Annotated in this window: 20 protein-coding genes, 1 tRNA gene and 1 pseudogene; 15 read left to right on the forward strand and 7 right to left on the reverse strand. The window is 44.6% G+C overall.

Annotated elements, in window-relative coordinates; translation table 11 throughout:
- Window positions 1-225 precede the first annotated feature (225 nt).
- The 6 genes and pseudogenes from JJU34_RS13075 (at window position 226) to JJU34_RS13095 (ending at window position 5,410) form a co-directional block, all read left to right on the forward strand.
- A complete protein-coding gene (locus JJU34_RS13075; protein WP_228692826.1) occupies window positions 226-1,335 on the forward strand; it encodes a DNA cytosine methyltransferase in 1,110 nt (369 codons plus the stop codon).
- Window positions 1,307-1,750: a hypothetical protein gene (locus JJU34_RS13080; protein ID WP_228692827.1), complete on the forward strand. Its 444-nt coding sequence runs from the start codon at window positions 1,307-1,309 to the stop codon at window positions 1,748-1,750. Before JJU34_RS13075 ends, JJU34_RS13080 begins: the two co-directional genes overlap by 29 nt.
- Before the next feature lie 180 nt (window positions 1,751-1,930).
- Entirely contained in the window at window positions 1,931-2,827 is an 897-nt protein-coding gene (locus tag JJU34_RS13085; protein WP_228692828.1) for a hypothetical protein, read from the forward strand.
- Window positions 2,828-3,809: 982 nt separating this feature from the next.
- A pseudogene (locus tag JJU34_RS21725) lies at window positions 3,810-4,003 on the forward strand (type II toxin-antitoxin system HicA family toxin).
- Between the two features lie 14 nt (window positions 4,004-4,017).
- Window positions 4,018-4,416 carry a hypothetical protein gene (locus JJU34_RS13090; RefSeq protein WP_228692829.1) on the forward strand — a complete coding sequence of 133 codons (399 nt, stop codon included), beginning with the start codon at window positions 4,018-4,020 and terminating at the stop codon, window positions 4,414-4,416.
- A 379-nt stretch (window positions 4,417-4,795) separates the two neighbouring features.
- The gene (locus JJU34_RS13095) at window positions 4,796-5,410 is read left to right on the forward strand and encodes a DUF1566 domain-containing protein (protein WP_228692830.1); all 615 of its coding nucleotides are present in this window, start codon (window positions 4,796-4,798) and stop codon (window positions 5,408-5,410) included.
- 155 nt (window positions 5,411-5,565) lie between these two features.
- On the opposite strand, the gene JJU34_RS13100 is transcribed toward JJU34_RS13095, so the two are convergent.
- Window positions 5,566-6,249, reverse strand: a complete 684-nt coding sequence (locus JJU34_RS13100) for a phosphonatase-like hydrolase (protein ID WP_228692831.1) — start codon at window positions 6,247-6,249, stop codon at window positions 5,566-5,568.
- 123 nt (window positions 6,250-6,372) lie between these two features.
- Window positions 6,373-10,272: a glycosyltransferase gene (locus JJU34_RS13105; protein WP_228692832.1), complete on the reverse strand. Its 3,900-nt coding sequence runs from the start codon at window positions 10,270-10,272 to the stop codon at window positions 6,373-6,375.
- Window positions 10,273-10,547: 275 nt separating this feature from the next.
- Between JJU34_RS13105 and JJU34_RS13110 the strand changes: the two genes are divergently transcribed.
- Window positions 10,548-11,747 carry a glycoside hydrolase family 2 TIM barrel-domain containing protein gene (locus JJU34_RS13110; protein ID WP_228692833.1) on the forward strand — a complete coding sequence of 400 codons (1,200 nt, stop codon included), beginning with the start codon at window positions 10,548-10,550 and terminating at the stop codon, window positions 11,745-11,747.
- A gap of 149 nt (window positions 11,748-11,896) precedes the next feature.
- On the opposite strand, the gene JJU34_RS13115 is transcribed toward JJU34_RS13110, so the two are convergent.
- Both JJU34_RS13115 and JJU34_RS13120 read right to left on the reverse strand, forming a co-directional pair.
- Window positions 11,897-11,985, reverse strand: a tRNA-Ser gene (locus JJU34_RS13115).
- Between the two features lie 171 nt (window positions 11,986-12,156).
- A complete protein-coding gene (locus JJU34_RS13120) occupies window positions 12,157-12,594 on the reverse strand; it encodes a hypothetical protein (RefSeq protein WP_228692834.1) in 438 nt (145 codons plus the stop codon).
- 118 nt (window positions 12,595-12,712) lie between these two features.
- Here JJU34_RS13120 and JJU34_RS13125 point away from each other — a divergent pair, with 118 nt between their 5' ends.
- From JJU34_RS13125 to JJU34_RS13145, 5 genes are read left to right on the forward strand one after another with little or no spacing between them, the layout of a single operon-like run.
- Entirely contained in the window at window positions 12,713-13,324 is a 612-nt protein-coding gene (locus JJU34_RS13125) for a fumarylacetoacetate hydrolase family protein (RefSeq protein ID WP_228692835.1), read from the forward strand.
- Window positions 13,308-15,185: a M23 family metallopeptidase gene (locus JJU34_RS13130; RefSeq protein ID WP_228692836.1), complete on the forward strand. Its 1,878-nt coding sequence runs from the start codon at window positions 13,308-13,310 to the stop codon at window positions 15,183-15,185. The genes JJU34_RS13125 and JJU34_RS13130 overlap by 17 nt, the downstream gene beginning before the upstream one ends.
- Before the next feature lie 55 nt (window positions 15,186-15,240).
- Entirely contained in the window at window positions 15,241-15,690 is a 450-nt protein-coding gene (gene bcp / locus JJU34_RS13135; RefSeq protein ID WP_228692837.1) for a thioredoxin-dependent thiol peroxidase, read from the forward strand.
- Between the two features lie 9 nt (window positions 15,691-15,699).
- On the forward strand, window positions 15,700-16,551 hold the full coding sequence (locus tag JJU34_RS13140; RefSeq protein ID WP_228692838.1) for a transketolase: 852 nt from the start codon (window positions 15,700-15,702) through the stop codon (window positions 16,549-16,551).
- 45 nt (window positions 16,552-16,596) lie between these two features.
- Window positions 16,597-17,565: a transketolase C-terminal domain-containing protein gene (locus tag JJU34_RS13145; protein ID WP_228692839.1), complete on the forward strand. Its 969-nt coding sequence runs from the start codon at window positions 16,597-16,599 to the stop codon at window positions 17,563-17,565.
- Between the two features lie 278 nt (window positions 17,566-17,843).
- Here the strand turns inward: JJU34_RS13145 and JJU34_RS13150 are convergent, their stop codons facing one another.
- Together JJU34_RS13150 and JJU34_RS13155 are read right to left on the reverse strand one after the other, a co-directional pair.
- Window positions 17,844-19,178, reverse strand: coding sequence for an aminotransferase class V-fold PLP-dependent enzyme (locus JJU34_RS13150; protein ID WP_228692840.1), 1,335 nt, complete (start codon window positions 19,176-19,178; stop codon window positions 17,844-17,846).
- 337 nt (window positions 19,179-19,515) lie between these two features.
- A complete protein-coding gene (locus tag JJU34_RS13155) occupies window positions 19,516-20,904 on the reverse strand; it encodes a sulfatase-like hydrolase/transferase (RefSeq protein ID WP_228692841.1) in 1,389 nt (462 codons plus the stop codon).
- Between the two features lie 359 nt (window positions 20,905-21,263).
- Between JJU34_RS13155 and JJU34_RS13160 the strand changes: the two genes are divergently transcribed.
- On the forward strand, window positions 21,264-22,952 hold the full coding sequence (locus JJU34_RS13160) for a sulfatase (RefSeq protein ID WP_228692842.1): 1,689 nt from the start codon (window positions 21,264-21,266) through the stop codon (window positions 22,950-22,952).
- A 178-nt stretch (window positions 22,953-23,130) separates the two neighbouring features.
- Here JJU34_RS13160 and JJU34_RS13165 read toward each other — a convergent pair whose 3' ends face one another.
- Window positions 23,131-23,511 carry a DUF805 domain-containing protein gene (locus tag JJU34_RS13165; protein ID WP_228692843.1) on the reverse strand — a complete coding sequence of 127 codons (381 nt, stop codon included), beginning with the start codon at window positions 23,509-23,511 and terminating at the stop codon, window positions 23,131-23,133.
- A gap of 473 nt (window positions 23,512-23,984) precedes the next feature.
- Between JJU34_RS13165 and JJU34_RS13170 the strand changes: the two genes are divergently transcribed.
- Window positions 23,985-24,947: an arginase gene (locus JJU34_RS13170; RefSeq protein WP_228692844.1), complete on the forward strand. Its 963-nt coding sequence runs from the start codon at window positions 23,985-23,987 to the stop codon at window positions 24,945-24,947.
- A gap of 136 nt (window positions 24,948-25,083) precedes the next feature.
- Window positions 25,084-26,874, forward strand: a complete 1,791-nt coding sequence (gene argS / locus JJU34_RS13175) for an arginine--tRNA ligase (protein WP_228692845.1) — start codon at window positions 25,084-25,086, stop codon at window positions 26,872-26,874.
- Window positions 26,875-26,905: the final 31 nt, after the last annotated feature.

The following is a 26,905-nucleotide window of genomic DNA, read 5'->3' on the forward strand; positions in this document are numbered from 1 at the left end:
ACACCCACGTCAGTCGCCGCCACCTAGGTCAGATCACTTCACCAGGTGATTTGCTGGATAGCTAACAGGTATTAAAATGAAAAAGCTAGTTGCCTATAATCGGAATTTCGCTAAATTTAGAAGCCTAACCCACTGGGTACATAAGGCAGCTAACCGCAAGGGGTTGCGGTTAGCCAGTAGTTGGGGGCAATTTGAAAACAATGAAAATTAACGATCTTTACAGACATGAAAAATGAGATAAACACCGTTGGACTTTTCTCTGGAGGGGGTGGACTTGACTTAGGTTTTTCGGCAAGCGGTTACAATCTGATATATTCATCAGATATTGATTCATATTCATGCCAAACACTTCGAAACAATCAATCAAAAAAGCCATATCTGAATGAGCATATAGTTGAATGTGCCGATATCCGGAAACTAACAGGAAAAGAGATTGTAAATAAAACTGGAGAGAAAGTTGACTTCGTAATTGGGGGGCCTCCTTGTCAATCATTCTCCGTATTTGGGAAAAGAAAAGGATTAGAAGATCCACGGGGAAACTTAATTTACGAATACACCAGATTAATTAAGGAATTAAACCCTAAGGGCTTTCTATTTGAGAATGTGGCTGGTTTAAAAACCATTCATGGTGGCGAACTCTACTCAAGTTTACTCGAGACATTATCGATTAATGGTAAATATGCGGTAACTGCACATGAATATGAGGTAGCAGATTTTGGGATTCCTCAATTTAGGCGTCGAGTATTCTTCATTGGCTCTAGTGACGGTCATCAAATTCCACAAATGGAACCAACCCACACTAGTCCAAAAAGCTTATTTAATGCTCATGGTGCCTTCCGTACAGTTGGAGAAGTGCTTTCAAATATGCCGGAACCGATTACAAATTGGAAACAGGAGCCGCCAATTAATGGGCATGTTGGCAGAAAGCATAGCCAACGAATAATTGACAGGTATGGATCTCTTGTGCACGGAGAACGTGACCACCACACAAGAATTAACAAACTTGACCCAAATAGACCTAGCTACACAATTATTGTTGGTTCTGACAAAGGGGGAGGTAAAGGTCACGTCCACCCATTCCAATCAAGGGAAGTTACACCGCGAGAAAGTGCAAGGATTCAAACTTTTCCAGATTGGTGGGAATTTTCGGGAACTGGCCGTCATATAATACGTCAAGTCGGAAACGCTGTACCACCTTTATTTGGCGCTTTGCTAGCCCAACATATTAAAAGGCACATTTTCAAATCTGAGTTAGTGGCATCTTATCACGATTTACTCCATTTGTTAGAAATAGAATATTTGTCAAATGGAAATGAGAGACTTATTCAGTCATAAAATTCACTCATCAAGTGAATCATGGGCGAACAAGTTGATTGATCTTGCCTTTGTGTTTTCAGAATTTGACAGGCAACCCTTTGATCGACAAGAATTAGAAGAAAGGCTTTCAAGGATTAGTCCTAGAGCTTCTACAGTCGCACGAGACCCTTCAAAATTCAGGGATGAGATAAGTGCTTATCCTGCGTATCTTGGTTTATACCGTGTGGAGTTAATCAATAGTAAATGGCACTTTATACTTAGCGAGACAGCAAAGAAGTTTCTTGTTACTGAGGAACCAAATGTTCCAGCCTTCATGCTTCTTCAACTTATTCTTTTCCAATATCCCAATGGCATGGGGGTGGCTTATTACTCTGATTCAGATAAGGTTAGGATCCAAGCAAATACCAGAGACAGAACCTTGGAGTTTATATAAAACGGTATTCATCTATCTCCATTTAGGCTTATTTGCAAGGGCATTCAAGCAAAAAGCAGTTTAAATCAAGAATCAATTTTCAATATTTCACTCACTTACGATGAAATCTTTGCGCTGGCAAACGACCCACGGATCAACATTCACGCAAATCCATCACTTGAATTAGTAAAGCAATCATTGGTGGACTTTTCAAACAACCTAATTAGTCCACCAAAACCATTTGAAAGCAGATTCCACATTTTAAAACATACAGACTTTCTTATTCCTGAAAAATCGGGTGTAAGAATTAGAAACCCCATCAACTCACTTGACTTTCATGAGCTTTCAGAAAGACTCATCGCAATAAATAGCATTAATCTCTCTTTCAATGGCTTTGATGACGCAGAAGACTCAAACGACCTTTTGAAACCCATAGTAGATGGCACTTGGGGTAGATATTTTGATGGAATAGTTTCACTTAGTTCAGATGTGGTGAATACTCTTACCAAGGAAGAAGGTATTTTACAAGGTTCCTCTATTGAACTCATAACCGACCTAACGACACCAACAGAAAAAACTACAGTTCCCATTTCAGTTCCACTAACCTATGCCTTTAGGAAAAGAAATCAAGATGAAGATAGCTATTCCACATATTCCACTCCTCAAACTCGAACTGATCCTGAACTAACAGGAATTAAAAGACAAAAAAGCAATCTAAGTCATAAGCTGATCTTACAACAACTTGAAGAGTACTTGGAATCAAAAGGCTGTGATCCACTAGAAAATGATCATATTGACTTATTCGCCCAAATTCCTGGAGATGGTAAGTTTCTGTTCGAAGTAAAGAGCATGAGCAACACAAATTTACTGTCTCAAACGCGAAAGGGAGTGAGTCAACTCTATGAATATCGATTTAGGTATCAAGAAGAAATCGGTTATGATGTTTCTCTATGTTTAGTATTTCCTAAAAAACCAGATGAAATAGACTGGATTGAAGATTATGTCTGCAAAGACCGCGGAATCGGAATTATTTGGTTTGAAGGAGATAGTCTGAAATTTTCAGAACAAGGACGAAACCTCGTTGAAAACCTAATTTAAAAAAAAACTGCCCCCAATCGAGTTGACAGCCTCGTCAGATTTCTCTGACGAGGTGCGCCTCTCATACCACTCCCGATAGCCATCGGGATACGGGTCTCGTACCTCCCCGACGTCCTGGCCCTTCGCTAAAATAATCCGCCTCGGCGGATTATTTCTTAACGCTCAGTCCCAGTTCACTGGATTGTAGGTTGCGATTTGAGGTAATAGGAAATCGAGCATCCCGAAGCATCATTCGGAGACCTCCTAACCAACGATGCGAGATTCAATCCCGATAAACCGGGACAAGTTGTGGCAATTAAAAACAATCATATACACTTTAAAGCATAGATTCGTAACCCTTTCGTCTTAGGCGTGACAAAGTGATAGTAGTAATCATATTCGGGCTTTATTCACTACGTGTTTATTTTTCAGCGGTGTTCATGCATGCTTAGCATTTGGGCGACTGCCCATCCCCTTTTTCGGGTTCCTCCCCCACAGCCTGGCCCCTCGCTAAAATCTTCCACTGGAAGATTTCTTTGCGCTCGGTCCTCTCACGGCAAACCACCCCTGTGAAAAACAGGGGACTTGTTGGAACGAAGTGGAAATCCCGCCTTAGCGGGGCTAACGCTTCGGGGCAGCCTTGCCTGACAAGGTCAGGGTTACCCCCGCACAGCCTGTCCCGATCTTCGGGATAAGGGATGCTGAGAAATCAGCACACCCTCTGGAATATTATGGTATCTTCGATACCAGATGCCCATGCCGGGCACACACAGCACCTACCCAAAAGTGGCGGTTCAGTGGTTAAATCAAGCTTTGTGCTTCTATCTATCAAAGTTTGTGCTTGGTTGACAGTGAAGTGTTTCGAAATCGCCACATTCCGGTAGCTGCGAACCGTTGTAGCCAATGCAGGACGAAGACTTCCAGAAAAATGAATTGAAAAACACTTGCATTTAGGTAAATAATAATTTACTCTTACATCGTGATTAATATTTAAATGCTTCTGATGAAATGTTCTGAACTATACCGAATATTGACTAAAGATGGTTGGTATCCAATATCGTACAAAGGTTCACATGTAAAACTAAAGCATGACCAAAAAAGGGAATTATAATTTTCCCTAATCATGGCAGTCAAGAAATGTGTAAAGGCTTAGAGAAAAAGATTTTAAAGGACGCGGGAATAAAAATATTGGATTAATAAATCTGTTTGATGTGAATTTTTTAAGAAAAAAAATAATATTGATCATAGAGAAAACTGACACAGGATTTTCTGCATTTTCCGAAGAATATCCAATTTTTACCACTGGAAAGACTATTCCCGAATTAATGATTAATGCATTAGAAGCTGCAAATCTAAATTTTGAAGAAGAAAACATTCTAATCAGTCAAGAAAACTTGAAATTTGAAATAGATTTTAAACAATTTTTTCAATATTATAAAGTCCTAAATGCAAAGTTTCTTGCTGACAAAATTGGTATGAATCCAACACTTCTATCACAATATGTACAGGGACATAAAAAGCCATCTGAAACACAGACGAAAAAAATATTGTATGGAATACACCAAATCGGACAGGAGCTTTCTGAGATTAACTTGATTTATAGACATTAATAAGAAAATAGCAAAGGCTACAATGAGTAGCCTGACCTGAGCTAAATTGCTCAGGTTGATGCTCTCACACCACTCCCCATAGCCATCGGGGTACGGGTCTCGTGCTGCCCACAAGCAGGTAAATTTTATCTGTACAGGCCTTTTGCACAAACCATCTTTGAAGGCTGTAGTTACATGGGTGAAAACTGAAAATTGGCATATTTATTGGCAGGATGTATTTAAGCCCTTGGGCTAGAACGAAATATTTCAAATAGTTGGTTTCTTTAGTTATCTTTGTGGTGACTATTATAGTAATCGGATGTTGGGCATTTCGGGAATATCCGAAAAAACACCTAGTCAAAAACAAGAAAATTTAATATTTACTGAAAATAAATAAACTATGTTAAATCGCTTTGGAGTTTTTGTGTTGTTGTTAGGACTGGTGGTAATCGGTGCCAGCTGTGAAAGGATTGCTGAAATAGAACTTGAAATTCCTGAAATTGGAGAAACCAAAGAAGGAGGTTCTGTAGGGTACATACTCAGATCATCAGATCCAGGATATGTAGAAGGAGAGGTACACGGTATCATTGTTTCACCCGAGGTAGAAGTATTTGAATCACAATGGGGTTGCTTTGGTACTGCAGTTACCGGAACCTCAACTGGTGTGGGAACAGGTAAAACCAATACCGAACTGGTTATTGCTTTCCATGACAACTTGCCGGATTACTACAATAATCCAACGCAATGTAGCGAGTTAAATGATGGAACTGTCGCAGCAAAATTGGCAGACCTTTTTAACGTAAATGGATACGACGATTGGTATATGCCTAGCCGGGAAGAAATGAGAATCTTGTACGAAAACAGAGAAGCAATTGGTGGATTCGTTGAAGAAGAGTATTGGAGTTCTTGTGAATCAAACGCCACAAACGCATGCGTTTTTTCTTTTGTTACAGGAGCGGCCATGTCAGCTCCAAAACACCAAAGAAAAAAAGTAAGACTGATTCGATACTTCTAAAAGATCTGATATGTAGTTTTCTCATCGGTCATACAAAAAATTGTAAAAAATTAAGGGCAAGCAACATGTAAATCATGATCTGCTTGCCCTAATTTGTTTTTAATAGATGTACTTCTGAATGCAATTTTGACATAAGTAGAAGCGAACCCCAAACTTTACTTTAATAGTATATTTGGCAAATCCGCTAAACTTTCCAAAATATAGTCCGGACTTGCCAAAGAAAGCTGTTCCCTGGTTTGGGCCCCAGTTAAAACTCCAATTGTAAGGCCGCAATTTGCATTTTTTCCTTCCTCAATATCGATACAGGAATCTCCCGCTTTTAATACGCTGGAGGGCGAATTCAAACCCGTTAATTCCATGGCTTTAAAAATCATATCCGGGGCGGGCCTACCATGATCTACATCGTCACTTGTCACCAATCCGTCTATATCCTTGCCAATTTCCCAACCTAACTTAAAAAGCAAAGACGAAGCTGTATTTCTATCGTACCCAGTATTTAATACGACAAAAATACCGTTTGACCGAAGCTGATCAATGGCTTGCTTTACTCCCGGAAAAGTCTTCACTTCCAACACTTTATATGCGTCCTTAAGTTTAGGTACAAAATTTTCGAACGCTCGTGCGGCGACGGAATTTACATCGGCAGTTAGGGCAGAGGCCGTTAAGACATCCTTGATGGCTTGGTGCTTTTCCTTTCCTGCGCCAAATTTCAAAACCTCCTCTAGGGTAACCTGAAAACCCTCGTCTATGATTACCTGCGTGACGGTTTTGTAGACCACGTTGTCTTCGTCTACGGTAGTCCCCGCCATGTCAAATACAGCCAATTCTATGTGCTTCATATGTGAAATTAATATTCGAACGTATCCGTTATGATTTCAAAACAACACGGTTTATGCAGAAATCAGCCCCTAGCAATTCTAGCGTTAGGTATTCCTTGACTAAATATTGCCTATTCCTTTTGCCTAGTCTAAGATAATCAATGGTCTGGATGCTGTGATGACATTGCCAAGAGAATCGGAAGCATGTACGTAAATCCTGGAGGGCCTTTTCGGGACTTTAATTTCCACGTATTTTTGGTCTTCTCCCAACGAATTAACCACCGGGCTAGACCTCTTCCATGTTTCCTCTTCATATACTTCCCAGTGATAATTTAAGGAACCTTCATATCCATTTGTAATTGCTGCTGTCAACCATATTTTTTCTTTGGGTTTTGCACCCTGCCAATGTCCCACAATCGAAAGGTCTGGAAAACTATCTTCGTCCAAAGGTACTCCACCCCATGCGCTTGCCAAGTAATGGTAAGCAGGCTTTGGATTTCCTTTGAAATCTGTAATTCCAAACCAGGTTGCTGTACCTTCGAACCTGTCTTGCCAGCTGAAAGCAAATCCTCCCAAATTCGAGCCTTTGTTGGGTTCGATATAATTGGTCCATTGTCTTTTATAAAGTTGTCCCTTGGATACCGAGGAAAGTTCTATTAGAATGCTATCTCTCCAAAAATCCCCCAGTTCTCGGTTCCAATAGCCCTTTGGACCGAATTCAGTAACCGCGTAAGGTCTATCAGGGTCCATTTCCGCGAAAATATCATGCAAAACACTGATATTGCTTTCATAGTACGAATTTACCCCCAATGCATCCAGCGATGGTGCCCGTTGCCTAAAATCAAAAATGGAACCCAAAAGTCTAACATTGTCATGCTCTTCTGACGAAAATATCGGCCTGACTGGGTCAATTGCATGAATCTTTTGAGCAAGATTTTCCAAGAAATCCACATAGCCTTTTCTGACCACTGTGAGATAGGGCTGCCCATATTTCTTCTTCAACAAACCCCAGGTTTCATTTCCGATATTCCAAGCAGCTATGGAGCGTTCATTTTTATGCTTCTCCACATACTGCAGGACTTTTCTCTCATAAGAGGCTAGTCGCTTTAGATCATTTGCATAGTCAACCTTTGGATCAAACCAAAAGCCATACATTATCTTGAGGCCCTGTTCATTGGCCTCCCTAAATATATTTCTATCGTAAATACTGGGCTCATACCTTCGAATGATGTTGGCACCCATCGTCTTCATTTTTTTAAAATCTCCTTCGACCTGTTTTCTGCTCAAGGGTATAAAACCCTCCTCCCAATCATGTCCCGTATTATAACACACGCCCTTCATATAAAACGGCTGTCCGTCGACCAGAAACGTAAAGTCGGCCGGTTCCCCAATGATTGAAGTACTTTTAGTGGGTACACTGTGAAAATCAGGTGAGGTTAATACAGGCAGGTCTACTGTACGAAAAGGCTTAAAGGAATTAGAAACCGAAGAAAGCTCGTAAGTCCAATCAATAAATTCACTATGTTCACTTGGTCTCCAATCTGTGATCCAGTTTCGATCCACATCACTGTAAAACAGTACCGCTGATCTTATTTCCGGATACTTTTGCTTTACGACCGCAAGCGAGTTATTTACCCACTCCACTCCATCTGTGTCATAAGATGTAGACCCAAACTCTGCAAGCATCACCGGTAATTCCAACGATAACGCTTGGATCTTTTCCTGATAGGGTAGATAGATCTGATCGAAATCTACCGCTTGCCCATCGGCAGCAGCAGCACCATAATTCAATGCTGTAAGCCCTATCCAATCCACAAATTCTGATATGGAACTATCCGAACCATATGGGAAGTAGGATTCAATCGCATCTGGCGACCAAGGAGTAAATACCCAACTTACATTCTGGGCACCAGCAAACTCAAATTTGTAATGAATATACTTCCAGGCTTCCATAAATTCCTCAGCTGTATTTCCACCGGTCGCTGACCAAGGATACATGGGGTTATCAACTTCATGCGCAAACCGAAGAAATACGGGAGCATCCAAATCCCGAATGGCAATAGCGGTAGCTTCTATGTATTCGTCAAAGTACCCCTCAACAATGTACTTAAATACCTTCTTTTCATTTGCGAGATCTTCAACGTCGCTGAGTCCCTCAAAATAACTGCTCCAAGGTTCCCATGTGATCATAGGAATAGCCCCGTGTTCGAGGATGGCCTCCCAGTGTTCCACAGGTAAAGCCCCGTCTGACCAGTATAAATAGGTCGATATAATGGACCATTTTCGGTTTACCTGTTCTTCCGTATCAACGATCAGCTTCCTATCATTTGCCTCCACGAATTCTGGAAGATAGATCCCCAAATAAAAGCCTCCCAGCTCTTTATCAAGCGGGGCAGAACCCCTCTCAGCACGAAGGTTTTCTAGCTTAAAGTTAGATGCATCTAATATAAAATAAACCGAAAATACCAATGGGACGATGATAGCAATGGGTATGGCATACCTACTTACTTTCACATAGGTCAGTTCGGCCTTTTCGATATAGACCATGGTTTTGAACTTGTACCAAGCCTTCCGTACCCTCTTCACCATCACGGACTGACCTAAAATAAAAGCCAAAAAGAAGATCACTCCATTTATGGAAGCAAAAAATGCCATCAACATGCTGTAGGGTTGCCAATCGACCTTTAATCCATAATAAACCGCGCCAAATGAGAGCAAGGAAAAAAACAAATTAGGCAATCCAAGCGCGAAATCCCCCTTTGTGGAATGCTCCTTGGGCGTGGGGATATAAGGTACCTTTACGTTAAACAAGGTATATACAAAGCCAAGGGTATATACCCACCAAGTGCTAGTTCTTAATACTCCTCCAAGAATATGAATCCCCTTCTCATCTCTTTTATGTAACCATTTCTGCGCATAAAAGCGCTGCACAAAGCTCATTAAGAGAAATGGTGTAAAAAAGGCAAAGAAGGTGGTTGGGTTCAGCAGCCATGGATACTCTCCAGTGACGAGTGAATAAACAGGCACGACCACATCAATAATGCCGATTACACCAAAAAGAAAGTAGACGGGCAATAGCAGGTAATGAATCTTCTGTCTCCAAGTAAACTTAGAAAACAACTTGGGTAAAAGATTTACCCAAAGGTCAAAGGTGCCCCTACTCCACTTCAATTGCTGTTGATAATAGGCGGCTAAACTACTCGGAACCAAACCTAAAGAGAGAATCTTAGGCACATACAACGACTTCCACCCCTTCGCGTGCAGCAACATGGAAGTATGCATATCTTCAGTTAGACCCGGAGCATGTCCCCCAATCGAATCCAAGGCTTCTCTTCGGAAAGTGCAATTCGCTCCAATAGCCTGGGCAGTACCGAACTTACTCATGGCCTCCATGTAGGGTCCATAATACATGTACGTTTGTTCTGCGGCCGCCTGTGCAACCAAAGACTCCGGCTGATTCTTGTAGGCCTGAACGACCTGAACATACCCAATTTCCGGATCGTCAAAATGGTGCACCACATAATCGAGAAATTCAGGATATGGCGCATGGTCTGGATCCAAGATCACACAAAGCTCACCCGTAGCCTGTTTCAGTGCATTATTTATATTGCCAGCTTTGGCATGTTCATGCGTTTCTCTCGTCACATGGATTACCCCCAGTTCTTCGCATAGTGCTTTTAACTTGGGATCGTCCCCCTCATCACAAAGGTAGCTGGTATGCGGATACCTAACAGCCACCATAGCCTTCAAAGATCTGGCGATCATATCAAAGGGTTCGCCCGGACATGCTGTGGTTAACATATCTACCGAATATTGCCTCTGGGGTCGCGGCGGTGGATCCAAATTTTTTCGAGGAGTAAGCGCAGAAAAGTGGTACCACTCGAACACCACTTCAATTACTTTGAAAATCAGGGAGATGGTTAGAAGTATGTAAAGTACCTTATTCCCTATCCCCACTTCCAACACAAACCCTAATATAAAAACCACCAACGTCACAAATGACACAAAATTAAGTGTCCTTTGAATAACCAAATCCTTCCCCATAGTCTTAAAAGATATTTCTAAAAACTTGTTGCAAAATACATTAAAATTATTTTAAAGAACAAATTTTTATATTTATTAATTTTTTTTGCAGTTTTGATTTTGATTTGATAATTTCACGGTACGATTTTCCCTTTTTCTCTACCAGATAAATTTTGTAACTAAAAATGATAAATCAGTCTTACACTGAGAGGCTTTTTTTCTCTCTCCTCCTGCTGTTACTTTCGGTTAGTATAGTGTCTTGCGAAAATAACGAAAGTTTTGAAAAAAAACCTAAAGTGGAAATAAAATACCTAGAAGGGCGTGCGGTTTTGTACAGAGAGGGGGTGCCTTTTCGAATAAAGGGCGCTGCCGGAACGGAGCATCTTGACAAACTTGCTGCCTATGGAGGTAATTCCATTCGAACATGGAGTCTGCACAACGCAGAGGAAATTCTAGACGAGGCGCATAAAAATGGGTTAACGGTTACCTTGGGGCTTGAAGTAGGCATTCCGTATTGGGGAGAGGATTTTAACTATTGGAACCTCTGGGCTGTGGATAGAAAAATTGACGAACTGCGTCCTTCTATCGAGAAATACAAAGATCACCCTGCATTGTTGATGTGGGGTGTAGGAAATGAAGTAAGCCTTAAGGGTGGCCCAAGGTATTTGGTCTATTATATCCTAAATAGGATTGCCAAAATGGTCAAAGAAGTTGACCCGGATCATCCTACCATGACGGCTATTAATATGCAGACCTTTGGTCGTACCAGGTATCTAATGCCCCATATAGACGTACTGGGCTATAACGGGTTCAGTGAAATAGTACCATTTTACGCCAGTAATAAAAATTATGGCAATAAAGGATGGGGCAAGGCCTATATACTTTCTGAGTGGGGACCACCCGGACACTGGGAAGTACAGGATACCGAATGGGGGGCACCTTTGGAGATGAGCAACTCTTTGAAAACAGCATATCAAAATCAGTATTGGGAACTAATAAGCCAAGATTCTCTGGCCCTGATTGGAACCTACGCTTTTTACTGGGGCAACAAATTCGAAATTACCCCAACATGGTTTAGTTTATTTTCAGAAGAGGGATATGAATCCGAATCCGTTCAATTTTTAAGATGGACCTGGACCGGACAAGAGCCTGGTAACTTTGCACCTAGGATTGAACAATTACTACTGGATGGTCAGGTTCCTTCTCTGAATACCTATTTAACCGCAGACTCCAGTTACAGCGCTGAAGCAATAGTCGAAGATCGAGAAAACGATCCTATTACCTTTCGATGGGAAATAAGAGAAGAAGAATCTAAGTTTTATGAAGTCAATCCCTATCAGTACAATATGATACAACTGCTTCCGGAAGATTTTGAAGCCGAAATAGAATTCAAAACACCCAAAAATGAAGGTGCATATAGACTATATGTTTATGCATTTGATGGTAACGGGAACTTTGCCTCGTCAAACTTACCATTCTATGTTATCAACAGGTAATGGCCATATATAACTCGTCTAGGTAGTTCCAAGACCGGATAATTTTAAAAAAACACAAATTCAGAGTAATTCTCGTGACTTATTCGTGACTGCCTCAAAAAACCATCCCCGCAAATATTTGATTTACGGGGATGGTTTTTATTTTAAAGTAGAGAGTGGGGGATTCGAACCCCCGGTACGCTTTGACACGTACGACAGTTTAGCAAACTGCTGGTTTAAGCCACTCACCCAACTCTCTAAAAAGATCAGATATGCTCGCTTAAGCGATGCAAATATAAATCAATAATACGCACTTAAACAAAATCAGCCTCTAATAAATTTTAGCCTTTTCGAACGAGTTCTGAGACCCGAGGGATAATCTTCTGTACCTCAGCACCCACCCCCACACCGAAAAAACTACCTATCCTGCTTAAACCGGCTCATTTTTGCGAAAAAAGTCCCGCACAAACGCCATCAACTGATTCTGGGTCATCTTGTCAGCATTTTCCACTGCCACCCATGTGGAGCGAAAGGCTTTGTTGTCCTTCAGGCGGTTTCGCAGTTGCTCCTTGGCAGTACCCGGACCGAAGATCAGCACCTCTTTATAGCGAAGCAACTCCTGCTCCAACTGTTTTAGGTATTCGGAAATTACCTGTTGTTCGGTCTGATGCTTCCGATATTCGTTGTTGGAGGCGTGCTCGTGGTTCGGAGTGAAACGCGTACTATCGTTTCCCTCACCCTCCTCCCGGCGTCCCTTGCCTAGAGAAGAGGTGATTCGGTCAAATTCCCTGACTTCCCCTTCTGCGTAACCGATAAGAATTGCTTGCCCGTAGTCTACCCACAGGCCAAGTTGCGTCGTCCGTTCCATGGTTATTTTTGGTTTATAGCTATTTTCCTAACCAATATACAGACTTTGTCCATAAATGAAAAATCCCTTTTAAAATCCGTCGTTATTGGGTTTATTTGCGCTCAAACTAGCTGTTTCCATGAAGATTATCGCCATTGGCAGAAATTACGCCGCCCATATCGAGGAGCTCCACAACGAACGACCCACCGAACCTGTTGTGTTTATGAAGCCGGACACCGCCCTACTCAAAAACGGTGCGCCCTTCTACCACCCGGAGTTTTCCGAAGACATCCACCACGAAGTAGAACTGGTACTAAAAATCAACCGGGAAGGAAAGTACATCAAAAAAGAATTTGCCCATAAATACTTCGACGAAATCGGATTAGGAATCGACTTTACAGCCAGAGACTTACAGCAGAAGTGTAAACAAAAAGGCTTGCCTTGGGAGATTGCCAAAGCCTTTAACGGATCTGCACCCCTAGGAGACTTCCTACCTGCGAGTGATTTTCCGGACTTGGCCAATATCAACTTTCACCTGGACATCAACGGCGAAACCCGCCAGAAAGGAAACACCTCCCTCCTGCTGTTTGATTTTGGCGTGATCATCGAATACGTATCCCAGTTCTTCACCCTCAAAACAGGCGACCTTATCTTCACAGGCACACCTGCCGGTGTGGGCAAGGTGGCCATTGGAGATCACTTGGAAGGATATATTGAGGGAAAAAAAATGCTGGATGTCGAAGTTAAGTAACCAAAGCCTCTGGGCCTTGCTCCTTGGTCTATTGACACAGGTATCCGTATATGCACAGGTACAGCAGGGATATTTTACATTTCCGATCAAGCCCGGGGAACGAAATTTTCTTGCCGGCACCATGGGGGAAATCCGACCCAACCACTTTCACAGCGGCATTGATATCAAGACCGAAGGAAGACAAGGACTGCCCGTTTACGCAGCGGCAGACGGCTATGTGTACCGCATGAAAATCTCCTCCTTTGGCTATGGCAATGTGCTTTACGTCAAACATCCCAGCGGCAACACCACCGTCTACGCGCACCTGAGGGAGTTCGCACCAAACATCGCGAACTACATGCGGGAAAAGATGTATACCGAACGCAAAAACGAGCTGGAATTATTTCCGGAAGCACAGGAAGTTCGCGTGAAAAAAGGAGAAGTTATTGCCTATTCCGGCAATACAGGCTCCTCGATGGGGCCACACCTGCACTTTGAAATTCGGGACTCACTGGACCGCGCTTTGGACCCGCTCCATTTTGGGTTTGAGGAGATCATCGATCAAATACCCCCCTTCGTACAGCGGGTAGCGGTGAGTCCCCTAGATATGGACTCCCGGGTAAACGGACAGTTTCAGCGTCGGGAATTCCCGGTAGCCTTTGTCGGTGATTCCTATCAGGTTCTATCTCCCATTTCGGTTAGCGGAAAGGTGGGTCTCGAAGTGCTGGCCTACGATCAACTCGACGATATGTACAACCGTAATGGATTCCCCACCTACGAAATCCACGAAAAGGGGACAAAGCTCTTTGAAAGCACAGTTAATTCCATCGACTTTTCTCTTGGCCGATACATCCTTTCCCATACCTATAGGAACCGCTTCACCCGCCTATACAAGCGACCCGAAAACCTATTTGACTTCTACCGGCCCGACTCCGTGTGGAGCGGAGCCCTTCGGTTGCATCCCGAACAGGAGCGGGAATTGGAAGTTCGGTTGGTGGATACCTACAGAAACACCCGCCGTCTGCTGCTTACCCTGCAAGGCGAACAGGCCTCCGAACAGCTTCGGGCCTTTAACAGCACCTCGGGCAATCAAGCTGTCGACTTCGATGGTCATGTGATGCTGCTACACGGGCCAGTTTCAGGCGTAGGGGATTTTGCCACCTTTTTTGTCAATGGCTACCAGATGGAAATGCCATATTCCTACAAGGGCAGTAACAAGCAAACCTATTTGTGGGATATGCGCCTTGGGCTGCCTGACTCGGTACAACTATGCACGGAAACCCTCTTCCCCTCGGTAAATGCCCGGATTCCACTGGGAAAGGAAGTGCGTTATCAAGATCGCTTTGCCGAGATTCTGTTTGAAGAAAACTCCCTTCTGGACGACCTATACCTCCGTGTGCAGCCCTTTCGGGAAAACGGCACACCAGGAATCCGCATCAACGACCCCACAGAATACCTGCGGGAACCCATCGAGGTAACCTTTGACGCAGGCACCTTTGAGGGAGATCGGGCCAACAGCCACGTATATCTGCGGTATGAAAACGGCTACCGAAGCTTTCAGGGCGGTGCTTGGGACGGTGACCGTATCCGGTTTAAAACCCGAAGCCTAGGCACCTTTGTAATCGCTACTGACAGCATAGCTCCCAGTTTACAGCCCATTCGGATCAACGCCTCCGAAATCAGATTCACCATACGGGACAACCTTTCCGGCATACGGGATTTCGAAGCCTATGTGGACGGAGAATGGGTACTGATGCGCTACGAACACAAGCAGTCCATGATCTGGTCAGAAAAAATATCCAACAAACCTTTCAAAGGAGAGGTAGTGGTAAAAGTGCGGGACATGGCAAATAACGAGGCCATTTATAGGGGAAAGATTTAATTTATTGCGATATTTATGGCCCTAACCGAAACGACGAACCTAAACCTTTAGAAAAATGGCAATAGAAGTAGGTCAACAAGCACCGGAATTTGAAACAAAAGACCAAAATGGAAATACGGTCAGGCTCAGTGATTTCAAAGGCAAAAAGGTAATCCTCTATTTTTACCCCAAAGACAATACACCCGGCTGTACCACTCAGGCCTGTGACCTTCGCGATAATTACGAGGCGCTTCAAAAAGCCGGTTATGTGGTGCTTGGTGTAAGCTCTGACTCGCAAAAGTCCCACCAAAAATTTATCGAAAAATACGAACTCCCTTTTACCCTACTGGCCGATGAAGACAAGTCGGTGCACGAAAAGTACGGCACCTGGGTAGAAAAATCCATGTATGGACGCAAATACATGGGAACGGCAAGAACCACTTTCGTGATTGATGAAGAAGGAAAAATCAGTCAGATCATCGATAAAGTAAAAACCAAAGAACACACCAATCAAATAATCAATTAATTCCTATTCATGGAAAAGCTTTCAACTGAACAATTAGCAAACATCTGTTCCCAGGTGCGCAGGGACATCCTGCGTATGGTACACGGGGTAAATTCCGGACATCCCGGAGCCTCGTTGGGCTGCACGGAATTTTTCGTAGCCCTTTATTTCCATCAGATGGAGCACAATAGTGACTTTCAAATGGACGGAGTGGGTGAAGACCTTTTCTTTCTATCAAATGGCCACATCTCACCGGTATGGTATAGTGTATTGGCACGATCCGGTTACTTTTCTACCGAAGAGCTCGCCACTTTCCGAAAAATCAACAGTCGATTACAAGGACACCCGGCTACCCACGAGCATCTTCCTGGCATCCGAATCGCCTCCGGTTCCCTAGGTCAAGGCTTATCCGTGGCAATTGGTGCAGCCCTGGCTAAAAAATTAAACGGCGATAACCGTACCGTCTATGCACTAATGGGTGATGGTGAACAACAGGAAGGTCAGGTATGGGAAGCAGCCATGGCTGCCCCCCACCACCAAGTGGACAACCTGATCGCTACCATTGACCTAAACCGTCAGCAAATAGACGGCCCTACAGAAAAAATCATGAACCTGCTGGACCTGAAAGCCAAATGGGAGGCGTTCGGATGGCAAGTAATCGAAACCAAACAAGGCAACGACATAGAAGCCGTACTAGCCGGACTGGAAAAGGCAAAAAGCCTCCTTGGTAACGGAAAGCCCGTTCTGAACCTGCTACATACCGAAATGGGCTATGGCGTGGACTTCATGGTGGGAACCCACAAGTGGCACGGCGTAGCTCCAAACGACGAGCAATTGGCGTCGGCCTTGGGTCAGTTGGAAGAAACCCTGGGAGATTACTAAGCAGATGGGCCACCCTATCAGAGGGCTAACAAAAAGAAACAGATCATGGAAAAAACATTGGATTTAAAATTTACCTATACCGAAAAAAAAGATACCCGATCCGGTTTCGGTGACGGATTTTTGGAAGTGGGGCGTAAAAACCCGAACGTCGTGGGACTTTGTGCCGACCTTATCGGCTCCTTAAAGATGGGCGCTTTTCAGAAGGAATTCCCAGACCGCTTTTTTCAGGTTGGGATAGCAGAAGCGAACATGATGGGTATAGCCGCGGGCATGACCATCGGTGGAAAAATCCCCTATACAGGTACCTTCGCCAATTTCTCTACCGGCAGAGTGTACGATCAGATACGGCAATCTATCGCCTATTCGGATAAAAACGTCAAGATATGCGCCTCTCATGCAGGCCTTACCCTTGGTGAAGACGGTGCTACCCACCAAATACTGGAGGACGTGGGCATGATGAAAATGCTGCCCCACATGACCGTCATCAACCCCTGCGATTACAATCAGACCAAAGCTGCGACTATTGCCATTGCAGACCACGAAGGTCCCGTTTACCTTCGCTTTGGACGGCCCAGCTGGCCCATTTTCACACCGGCTGACCAAAAGTTTGAAATTGGGAAAGCTTGGAAGATGATCGACGGAAAAGATGTAACCATCTTCGCTACCGGGCACCTGGTTTGGGAGGCTGTGGTAGCAGAAGCCATGCTAAGAGAAGAAGGCATATCCGCCGAAGTGATCAACATCCACACGATCAAACCGCTGGATACCGAAGCGATCCTGGAATCCGTAGCGAAAACAGGCTGTGCCGTATCCGCAGAGGAGCACCAGTACAACGGTGGCTTAGGCGACAGCATAGCCCAAACGCTTAGCCGAAATCAACCCGTACCAATGGAATTTATCGGTGTAGATGACTCTTTCGGAGAATCCGGCACACCGACTCAATTGTTGGAAAAATACGGCCTAAATGCCGCCAATATCGTGAAAGCCGCGAAGAAAGCGATCGCTCGAAAATAAATAGGAATGGAGGAAGCCCTTGAACGCTGATGTGTTCGAGGGCTTTTTACGTTAAATCAATCGCTTTTTTTTACCTAATCTCACCAGCATCCTGACCGCTCGGTTCCAAACTGCGGATAGAACCCAGCCTCCCAAAAATTTCCATCACCTTCGTTTTGGTAAATACGGAAGCCGTAATAGGGATTCGGAACTGCGAAATAATCCCAATTGGCCCAGCAATCGGAGACACATCTCCGCTGAAACTTTAAAACTAATATCCTTTAAGAGATATTCTTAACCTATGGATTATGTGTGGATAGTCCTGAAAGATTCACGCCTTCAGCGATCTTACCTAGTGCATACACAAACCGATCTAAATCCGCTAAACTCGTATAGACGTGCGGAGAAACCCTAACACAATCGATGTTGTGGTACACGATAGAAGTGGTGTGGATTCTGAAATCGTTCAATAACGTATTCCCCAATTGGGACGTACTCATCCCTTCTATGGAAACTCCTGCTATGGCACAACTAAATTCCTTTTTCAAAGAAGTGTGAAGCTTAACTCCATGTATTTGCAGGGCCTTTTCGGCCCAATAGTTTTTCAGATAGCGAATGCGCGCTTCCTTGCGCTTGGTACCAATGGCCTGGTGAAAATTCAACGCCTCACCGATACCCTGCTCAATGGGAAAAGAGCGGGTCCCCAACGTTTCAAACTTTCGGATATCTCCACTCTTCGGATCTCCGTTACACAACAAGGGCCAAACTTTTGAAATTTTATCCTTTTTTATCCAAAGCATGCCACTACCTATCGGAGCAGAAAGGTACTTATGTAAGCTGGTGCCAAAATAATCTGCCTCTAAATCCGGTATTTGAAAGTCCAACAGCCCAAAAGAATGCGCTCCATCCACAATAACTTCTATGCCCCGTTCATGCGCCATGCGACAGATCTTTCTTACAGGCATGATCTGTCCTACCCAGTTAATCACGTGGGTGACGTGGATAACTTTTGTTTTTGAAGTGATAGCTTGTCGAAATTTCTCTACAATAAGGTCCTCGTCTTCGATGGGGAAATCAAAACTCAATTGTTTATAAACAATACCCTCTCTATCCGCACGTTGAGACCATGCCTGCATCATATTGGGATAATCCTGATAGCAGCCGATCACCTCGTCTCCACGTTGTAAATCCAGTCCAAAAATAACGGTATTTAATGCCTCTGTAGCATTCCTATTCACAGCGATTTCCTCTGGGTCACATCCCGCCAAGAGTGCCAGCTTGTCCCTTAAAGGCTCACGTCCCTGGTCCAAAATTCGCCACATATAGTACGAGGGCGCCTGATTGGATAACAGATTATACCTCTCCACAGCCTGCTGCACGACCAAAGGCGATGGGGAAACACCTCCGTTATTCAGATTCATAACAGGAGAGGAACTAGCTGTGTACGCCCGCTGAATATGACTCCAATAATCCTCATTTTCGGCAAGCTCTTCAGGTGAAGTATGTTGGTGTTTGGTTTGCATGCTGCTCCACTCCTCCGCATGGAGTTGGGTAAACAGGTTGGTGGCAGAAAATGCTCCCGTGAGAGCTAGTGCCTTCTTTACAAACGATCGACGGTTTTCGTGGTGTTTCATCGTCCAGAGATCAAATAGGTGGTTAAAAACAGGGCTGTTGACTAATAAAATTATGAACTTTGGGCTTATCGAAAAATAAATGTAGGCCAAAGACATACCTTTTGCAAAAATAGCGCCCCAAACGGATTCGAGAATCCAGCATCCGTCCAAAACGGGGATAAACGGAGGCAACAACGGATGGTTGGACCCAATTGACTTCGAAAACGAATGGTGCTATAAGACTTTGTCATAAAGTGACGCTAATCGGTAAAGTGATCAATCTGATCAGTCATCCTTAGACATTCGCATTCAAATAGATACCAAATGCCGTCTTCTTTTTACCGAAGTGATACAAATATTACTTTTCTCCAAAATAGCGCTTAAGAATATATTCCGGCTGCCACTGATCCGGCTTTCTGACCAAAGTGTCGGGATCGTAGACCAGGGGCTTGATCTCTTTGGCAGTCAGCGGATGTTCATCCCCATAATCCGACTGCCAATCTTTCATTAGTTGGGTGAGTCTATCAACTGTCTCGTTGTGGCTGCCAGACTGCGCTAGATTATTCAACTCCAACGGATCCCTTATTAAATCGAAGAGCTGAGTGTAATCCCGTTCAGGGTAGCGGATCAATTTCCAGCGCTCATCCCTGATCGCACGAACAGTGTGTCTGTAGGCCGTAAAAAGGGAATTTCTGACCTGCTGCTGCGTACCCTGAATTACCGGCACCAAGCTTTGCCCCTCCAACTTTTCGGAAATGGGCACACCAGCCAATTGAGCGAGCGTTGGGAAAATATCGTGAATATAAGCAAAGGCATCCAATACCTGGTTTTCAGCAATTCCGGGCCCTTTGAGGATCAGTGGAACTTTGATCGAGTGTTCGTATAGGTTTTGCTTTCCAAGCAGGCCGTGGCGACCTACTGCCAGACCATTGTCAGCGGCGTAAACAATGATGGTATTATCATACTGACCGGTTGCTTTAAGCGCCGCTATAATCCTGCCTATCTGTGCATCCAAATGGGTGACCAAGGCATAATAGTCCGACAGGATCATTTGAATTACTTCCGGACGACGAGGCCACCCGGTAAGGTTCTCGTCCCGAACGGTCAACTGATCAAATTCAAACGGATGATGCGGCATGTAGTTTCCAGGCAGCGGCAGTGAACCATCCGGGTAGTGATCGATGTAGGAAGCCTCAGGTGAATAAGGGTCGTGCGGAGCTGTAAAAGAGACATAACAAAAAAAGGGCTTGCCAGGATGGCTTTGAGTATGTTCCTGTAAGAAATCGATAGCGGTTTGTGCAAAAATATCTGTCGAATACCCTTTCTTGACCGGGTCACCCAACCTGCCATCTGTCCCATAGTCACGGAGGTTGATATCGTAATGATCCGCCATTCCTCCTAGGTAGACGTTTCTTCCATGATGAAAGCTAGCTTCAAAAGCTTCTTTTTCATTGTGCCATTTACCAGTTCCATAGGTCGTATATCCCGCCTCAGCAAAGGCCATCGGCATCGTATGTACACCATTTAGACGGTCATACACTCGAAAAAAGTTATTACCACTCATAAGCATGGCCCTACTTGCCATACAGATCGCGCCGTGATGCCCTCCCATGACATATGCATTTGAAAACCGACTACCCTCCCGGGCCAATTGATCTATATTTGGCGTATGGATGTATGGGTTACCCGAAATACCCAAAGCATCGGCCTGTTGGTCGTCAGCAAACAGAAACAAGACATTGGGCATTTGAGCCCCTTTCTGGGGAGTTACAAGAAAACCATGGACCAAAGCCCATAAAAGAAAAATGACAGATGAATGCATTGCGTATTCCTTAAGGTGATGATAACGTGAACGTTTAGGGGCGAATTAGGTATAAAATACTCGGGTAATGAACGGTCCAAGGTAACCACCATTCTCGAATCATCCAAAACAGATCAAAGGATTCCTCCAAAATACCGATATTTCATACAGTTACGGTGGTATTTCACAAATAATACATTTACTTTGCCCGAAATCAACTAGAACAATCTCGCTGAGCATGCAAGTTGCTTTTGCCCGACGCAGTTGCGCTCCTCGAACCACCCTTGTTTAAAAAATTACATCCCATGCACAAAGTCTCGCTTTCCCTACTGGTGCTGACCGTCATTGCACAGTTTTCCTGTAACCAGAAAGAAACAGAACGGCACCCTACTAGGCCAAATATCGTCTTTATCATGTCCGATGATCACGCCTATCAGGCCATTTCCGCTTATGACAACCGACTCATTGAAACTCCAAATATCGACCGAATTGCGAAAATGGGCATACTTTTTACCAACGCCTCAGTCACCAACTCAATCTGCGCACCATCTAGAGCGACCATCCTAACCGGCAAGCACAGTCATATAAATGGGAAAGTAGACAACCATTTTCCTTTTGATACCACCAATATCACCTTTCCTCAATTGCTCCATGAGGCCGGGTATCAAACAGCCATGTTTGGAAAATTACATTTTGGCAACAATCCCAAGGGATTTGACCAATTCAAAATATTGCCTGGACAGGGTACCTACTATAATCCAGACTTCATCACCAAGGATGAAGGAACAGTCCGCATAGAAGGATACGTTACCGACATCATCACCGATATGACCTTAAACTGGCTGGAAAACGACCGCAAGGAAGACCAACCCTTTTTGTTGATGTACCTGCACAAGGCACCACACAGGGAATGGCTGATGGCAGAGCGCCATTTTGAGGATTTTACAACACGCACCTTTCCTGAACCACCCACTCTGTTCGACGACTATTCCGGTCGCGGCAGACCTGCTAGAGAAGCCGAAATGAACCTACTTACTGACATGCATTGGGCAGGAGACTCCAAGATCTATCCCGAGGTAATGCAGGAATTGGGCATAAAAGGTACTTCCGACTGGGACGAGGGAGCTTTTGACCGGGAGGTAGGTCGCATGAACCCCACCCAGCGTGCTAAATGGGATGCAGCTTACAGCGTGGTTAACGAGGAGTTTAAAAAAGCGTATCCTTCCATGAGTAAAGAGGATCAAATGAAATGGCGCTACCAGCGCTACATGCAAGACTACTTGGGCACTATTCAGTCGGTAGACGAAAATGTCGGAAGAGTACTCGATTACCTGGAAGAGAATGGCCTGATGGAAAACACCATCATTGTGTACACCTCAGACCAAGGATTTTACCTGGGCGAGCATGGGTGGTACGATAAGCGTTTTGTTTACAACGAATCCTTCAAAACACCCCTGCTGATGGCCTGGCCGGGCAAAACCCCGCAAGGCGTTCGTTCCGATGCGTTGGTGCAAAACCTGGATTTTGCACAAACCTTCTTGGAGGCCGCCGATCTAGTTGCACCAACTGATATGCAAGGGCAAAGCCTTATGCCCTTTCTTACAGGCAAGGGAGATGAATGGCAGCGGGACGCTGTCTATTACCATTACTACGAGTATCCATCCATCCACATGGTGAAGCGACACTACGCGATCATCACCAAGGATTACAAACTGGTCCATTATTATTTTGACACCGACGAATGGGAACTAATCGATAGACAAAACGATCCCTATGAACTAAAAAACGTATACAAAGATCCAGCGTATGCCGAAATTCGAGCAACGCTCCACAAGCAGCTAGATTCTCTGAGAGAAAAATACGGCGACAATTCCCAGATAAGTCAACGGTATATAGACGAATATTTAGACTTCTTGGAAGAACAAGGATCCTATGCAGGGGCTAAGGATACCACCTTGCTGAAGAAAATTTTCCAAGACCGGAGAAAGAATTGACTGTATCAAACCCCATAACCTGATTATCAGTCGCCGATTCAAAACTCCGAGATTTGTTATTGGGATCATTCTGTTTCCCAATCATATCCTACGGAATAGGTGCACTGCCTGACACGTAGGCAGTGCACCTCTAGCAAAGCTACATATACTGAACCTTGGAGTGAAATAGCCGCTATAATTATATTTCTAAGGCAAAAGTCGCTTTGGGATCGCTTCCGTATTTGTTTTCCCCAGAAGTGCCCTCGGTCACCATCAATACCAACAACCAAATACCGCCAATGATCGGGATCAGACCAATTAGTATCATCCAGCCACTTCTTCCAATATCGTGGAGTCTTCTAACGGCTGCCGCTAGGCCGGGAATGAAAACAGCCAGCACATACGCAAAATAAAACACTCCATAAGGGAGTTCGGCGACCGTTAAACCCAAAATATTATCAAAAAACATTGCGACAAGTGCAAAAACAATATTGAACAACACAAACATCCAATACTCTTTTCTTCTTGCTCTACCATTAAAATCAGCGTACTGTCTTAAAACTTTTAAATACCATTTCATAGTTTATTATGTTTAAGTGTTAAAATTATCTATTTCAAATACTATACTAGAACTAGTACTCCTCTTACTAGCAGTTTCGTCCAGCTTACATAACAAAAAGTTAAAAAAATTGAAAATCGATTCTTATGTTACAGTGAAACATCCGCTACTTTAACCTCCTCCACCTAAAAATAGACTTTTTGATTTGAATATAAAATAACTTGAACGATGTATTTTTAAGTTTTATACGCTAGCTATTCGATTGATCACAAAATTTCTATCTCCAAAACTTCCTGCAATGCCTTTTTAGCGCTCATTTATCCATGCCACTACCTCGATGCACAGGAATCCGGACTTCCTTGCTATTTTTGTTTTAGGAAATCGGGTGTGACACAGGTAACCCAAATAGTTAGAACCATTTCGCTCCGGTAAATTTTCTCCCAATGTATTCGGAATGGCAAACGAAATGAAATGCAAAAAATATTGCGGACCACATGAAAGGGATCAAACGACAAATCAAACTAGTGGAAGTGCGTTCGGAACTGGCGGCTGGAACGCGTGGTGCAAGCATGGGCATAGATGCCCTCAAGGTGGCCAGTCTGGATAAGCAATCCAATTTCTTTGCCCGCTTTGAGCCAATCAACGTGCCGGATGCCAACAACTATCTTTGGAAGGGCAATAAGTTTCCCCACGCCAAGTACGTGGACGGTGTGTACGAAGTAATCCGAAACGTGTTCCATACCATCAAAACAATCCGGGAAAAAAAGCAATTTCCCATCGTGCTTGCCGGCGACCACTCCACGGCCGCTGGCACTATCATGGGAATCAAGGCCGCTGACCCGGACAAACGTCTGGGTGTGATCTGGATAGATGCACATGCCGACCTCCACTCCCCCTATACCACTCCGTCTGGAAACATGCACGGTATGCCTCTAGCCATGTGCCTCGGTATGGACAACCTACCCTGCCGACAAAACGATCCGGATGAGGTGACTTTGGCCTATTGGCAAAAAATCACCCACCTGGGCGGACCCCATCCAAAAATTGCCCCGGAAGACATCGTCTTCATTGCGCTGCGTGATACCGAGAGCCCAGAAGATCAGCTCATCGAAACCCACGGAATGATGCGCGTCCCCGTAGCATCCATACGGGAATGGGGCGTGGCACAATGCAGTCGCGTTGTACTGGAACACCTGTCAGACTGCGATCAAATCTATATATCCTTCGACGTGGACAGCTTGGACAGCGCCATCTCCAAAGGAACGGGAACCCCTGTTCCTGACGGGCTATCCGTGGAGGAAGCGATCGACTTGAATACCGAGCTCATCAAGGACCGCCGGGTATGTGCGTGGGAAATTGTGGAGGTCAACCCAACGTTGGATACCGAAAATACCATGGCAGAAAACGCCTTCGATATCCTGGAATCAACTACCCGCTCCCTGGTCGAAAATTTCTAACACCACCCGGATTGGCAAATGGGTGATTTAGTGGGCTAGAAGGCAGTCAAATGACGGGAAAACGCTATATTTGCACCGCTTTTGGTTAAGCAAACATACGTTCAGCATTAACACCTTACTGACCAAAAACCCCGTTATGGATATCGAAAACCAGTTACTTCATCATATATCATCGGCTTTCAAATCACTTTTTGACCACGAAGTGGCTCCGGAAAAACTGGCGCTGCAGCCTACACGGAAAGAATTTGAGGGCAACTACACCTTTGTGTTGTTCCCCTTTCTCAAGGTAACCCGCCTATCCCCCGAAGAGAGCGGCAAACGCATCGGAGAGTACCTTAAGGAACAGGTAGCGATCGTTTCCGATTACAACGTGATCAAGGGGTTTTTAAATATTTCCCTTGAAGAATCGCACTGGATAGAGGTTTTCCAGCGCATCGTCTCCAATCCGGATTTTGGCCAGCTTGCACCCAACGGCGAGAAGGTCATGGTGGAATACAGCTCCCCCAACACAAATAAACCTTTGCATCTGGGCCACCTTCGCAATAACTTTTTGGGCTATGCGGTGTCAGAAATCCTCCAGGCCAACGGCTTTGACGTGATCAAGGCCAATCTGGTAAATGACCGCGGCATCCACATCTGCAAGTCCATGGTGGCCTATCAGAAGCTGAGCAATGGAGAAACACCGGATTCTGCCGGCATCAAGGGCGATCACCTAGCCGGGAAATACTACGTGCTTTTTGACAAAGAATACAAAAAGCAAATCGAGGAACTTGTGGCGGCCGGTATGGACAAAGAGGAGGCCAAAAAGCAGGCTCCCTGGATGCTGGAAGCACAAGAAATGCTCATCCAATGGGAAAAAGGAAATGAGGAAGTGGTGAGCCTTTGGAAAACCATGAACGGGTGGGTGTACGAAGGTTTTTCGGCCACCTATCGAACCATGGGGGTGGATTTCGATAAAACCTATTACGAGTCGGACACCTACCTGTTGGGCAAGGACATCGTGGCAGAAGGACTGGAGAAAGGCGTTTTCTTCAAAAAACCCAATGGATCGGTTTGGGTGGATCTGACCGACGAAGGACTGGATGAAAAACTGGTACTCCGTGCCGATGGCACCTCGGTGTATATTACACAGGACATGGGAACCGCCGACCTGAAATACAAAGACTTTCACATCACACGGTCCGTGTATGTGGTCGGCAACGAACAGGATTATCATTTCGACGTGCTCTTTAAGATCATGCGCAAGCTGGGCCGTCCCTATGGAGACGGCTTGTACCACCTCTCCTACGGTATGGTAGACCTGCCCTCGGGGAAGATGAAATCGCGTGAAGGCACCGTGGTGGATGCGGACGATTTAATGGCTGAGATGGTGGATACCGCCCGGGAACACACCCAAGAGCTGGGTAAAATCGAAGGTTTTTCTGAGGAGGAAGCCGAACAGCTCTATCAAACCTTGGGAATGGGCGCCCTCAAGTACTTTCTGCTCAAAGTGGACCCCAAAAAGCGCATGCTTTTCAATCCTGCCGAGTCCATCGAATTTCAAGGCAATACGGGGCCCTTTATTCAATATACCCATGCGCGTATCTCAGCGATCCGTCGAAAAGCCGATCAGATCGGATTAAACTACGGACCGGAAAGCCTGATTGGCCTAGACTTTATTGGAGAAACAGAAAAAAACCTGATCATCCTACTACAGGACTACGAAAAAAAATTACAAACCGCCGCCGACGAGTATTCCCCCTCAGTAATTGCCCAGTACTTATTTGATTTGGCCAAAGAATACAACCGATTTTATGCGGAACTTCCTATATTTAGCGAAACCAAAGGACAGGTCCAGGCCTTCCGAGTAGCTCTTTCTAACGAAGTCGCCAAAACAATCCGGAAAGGCATGAAGTTATTAGGCATACATGTACCCGAAAAAATGTAACTATGAACACACTCTTTATCTCATTTACTAC

The sequence above is a fragment of the Lunatimonas sp. genome, from assembly GCF_020832325.1.
In the GTDB taxonomy this organism is placed as follows: Bacteria; Bacteroidota; Bacteroidia; order Cytophagales; family Cyclobacteriaceae; genus Lunatimonas.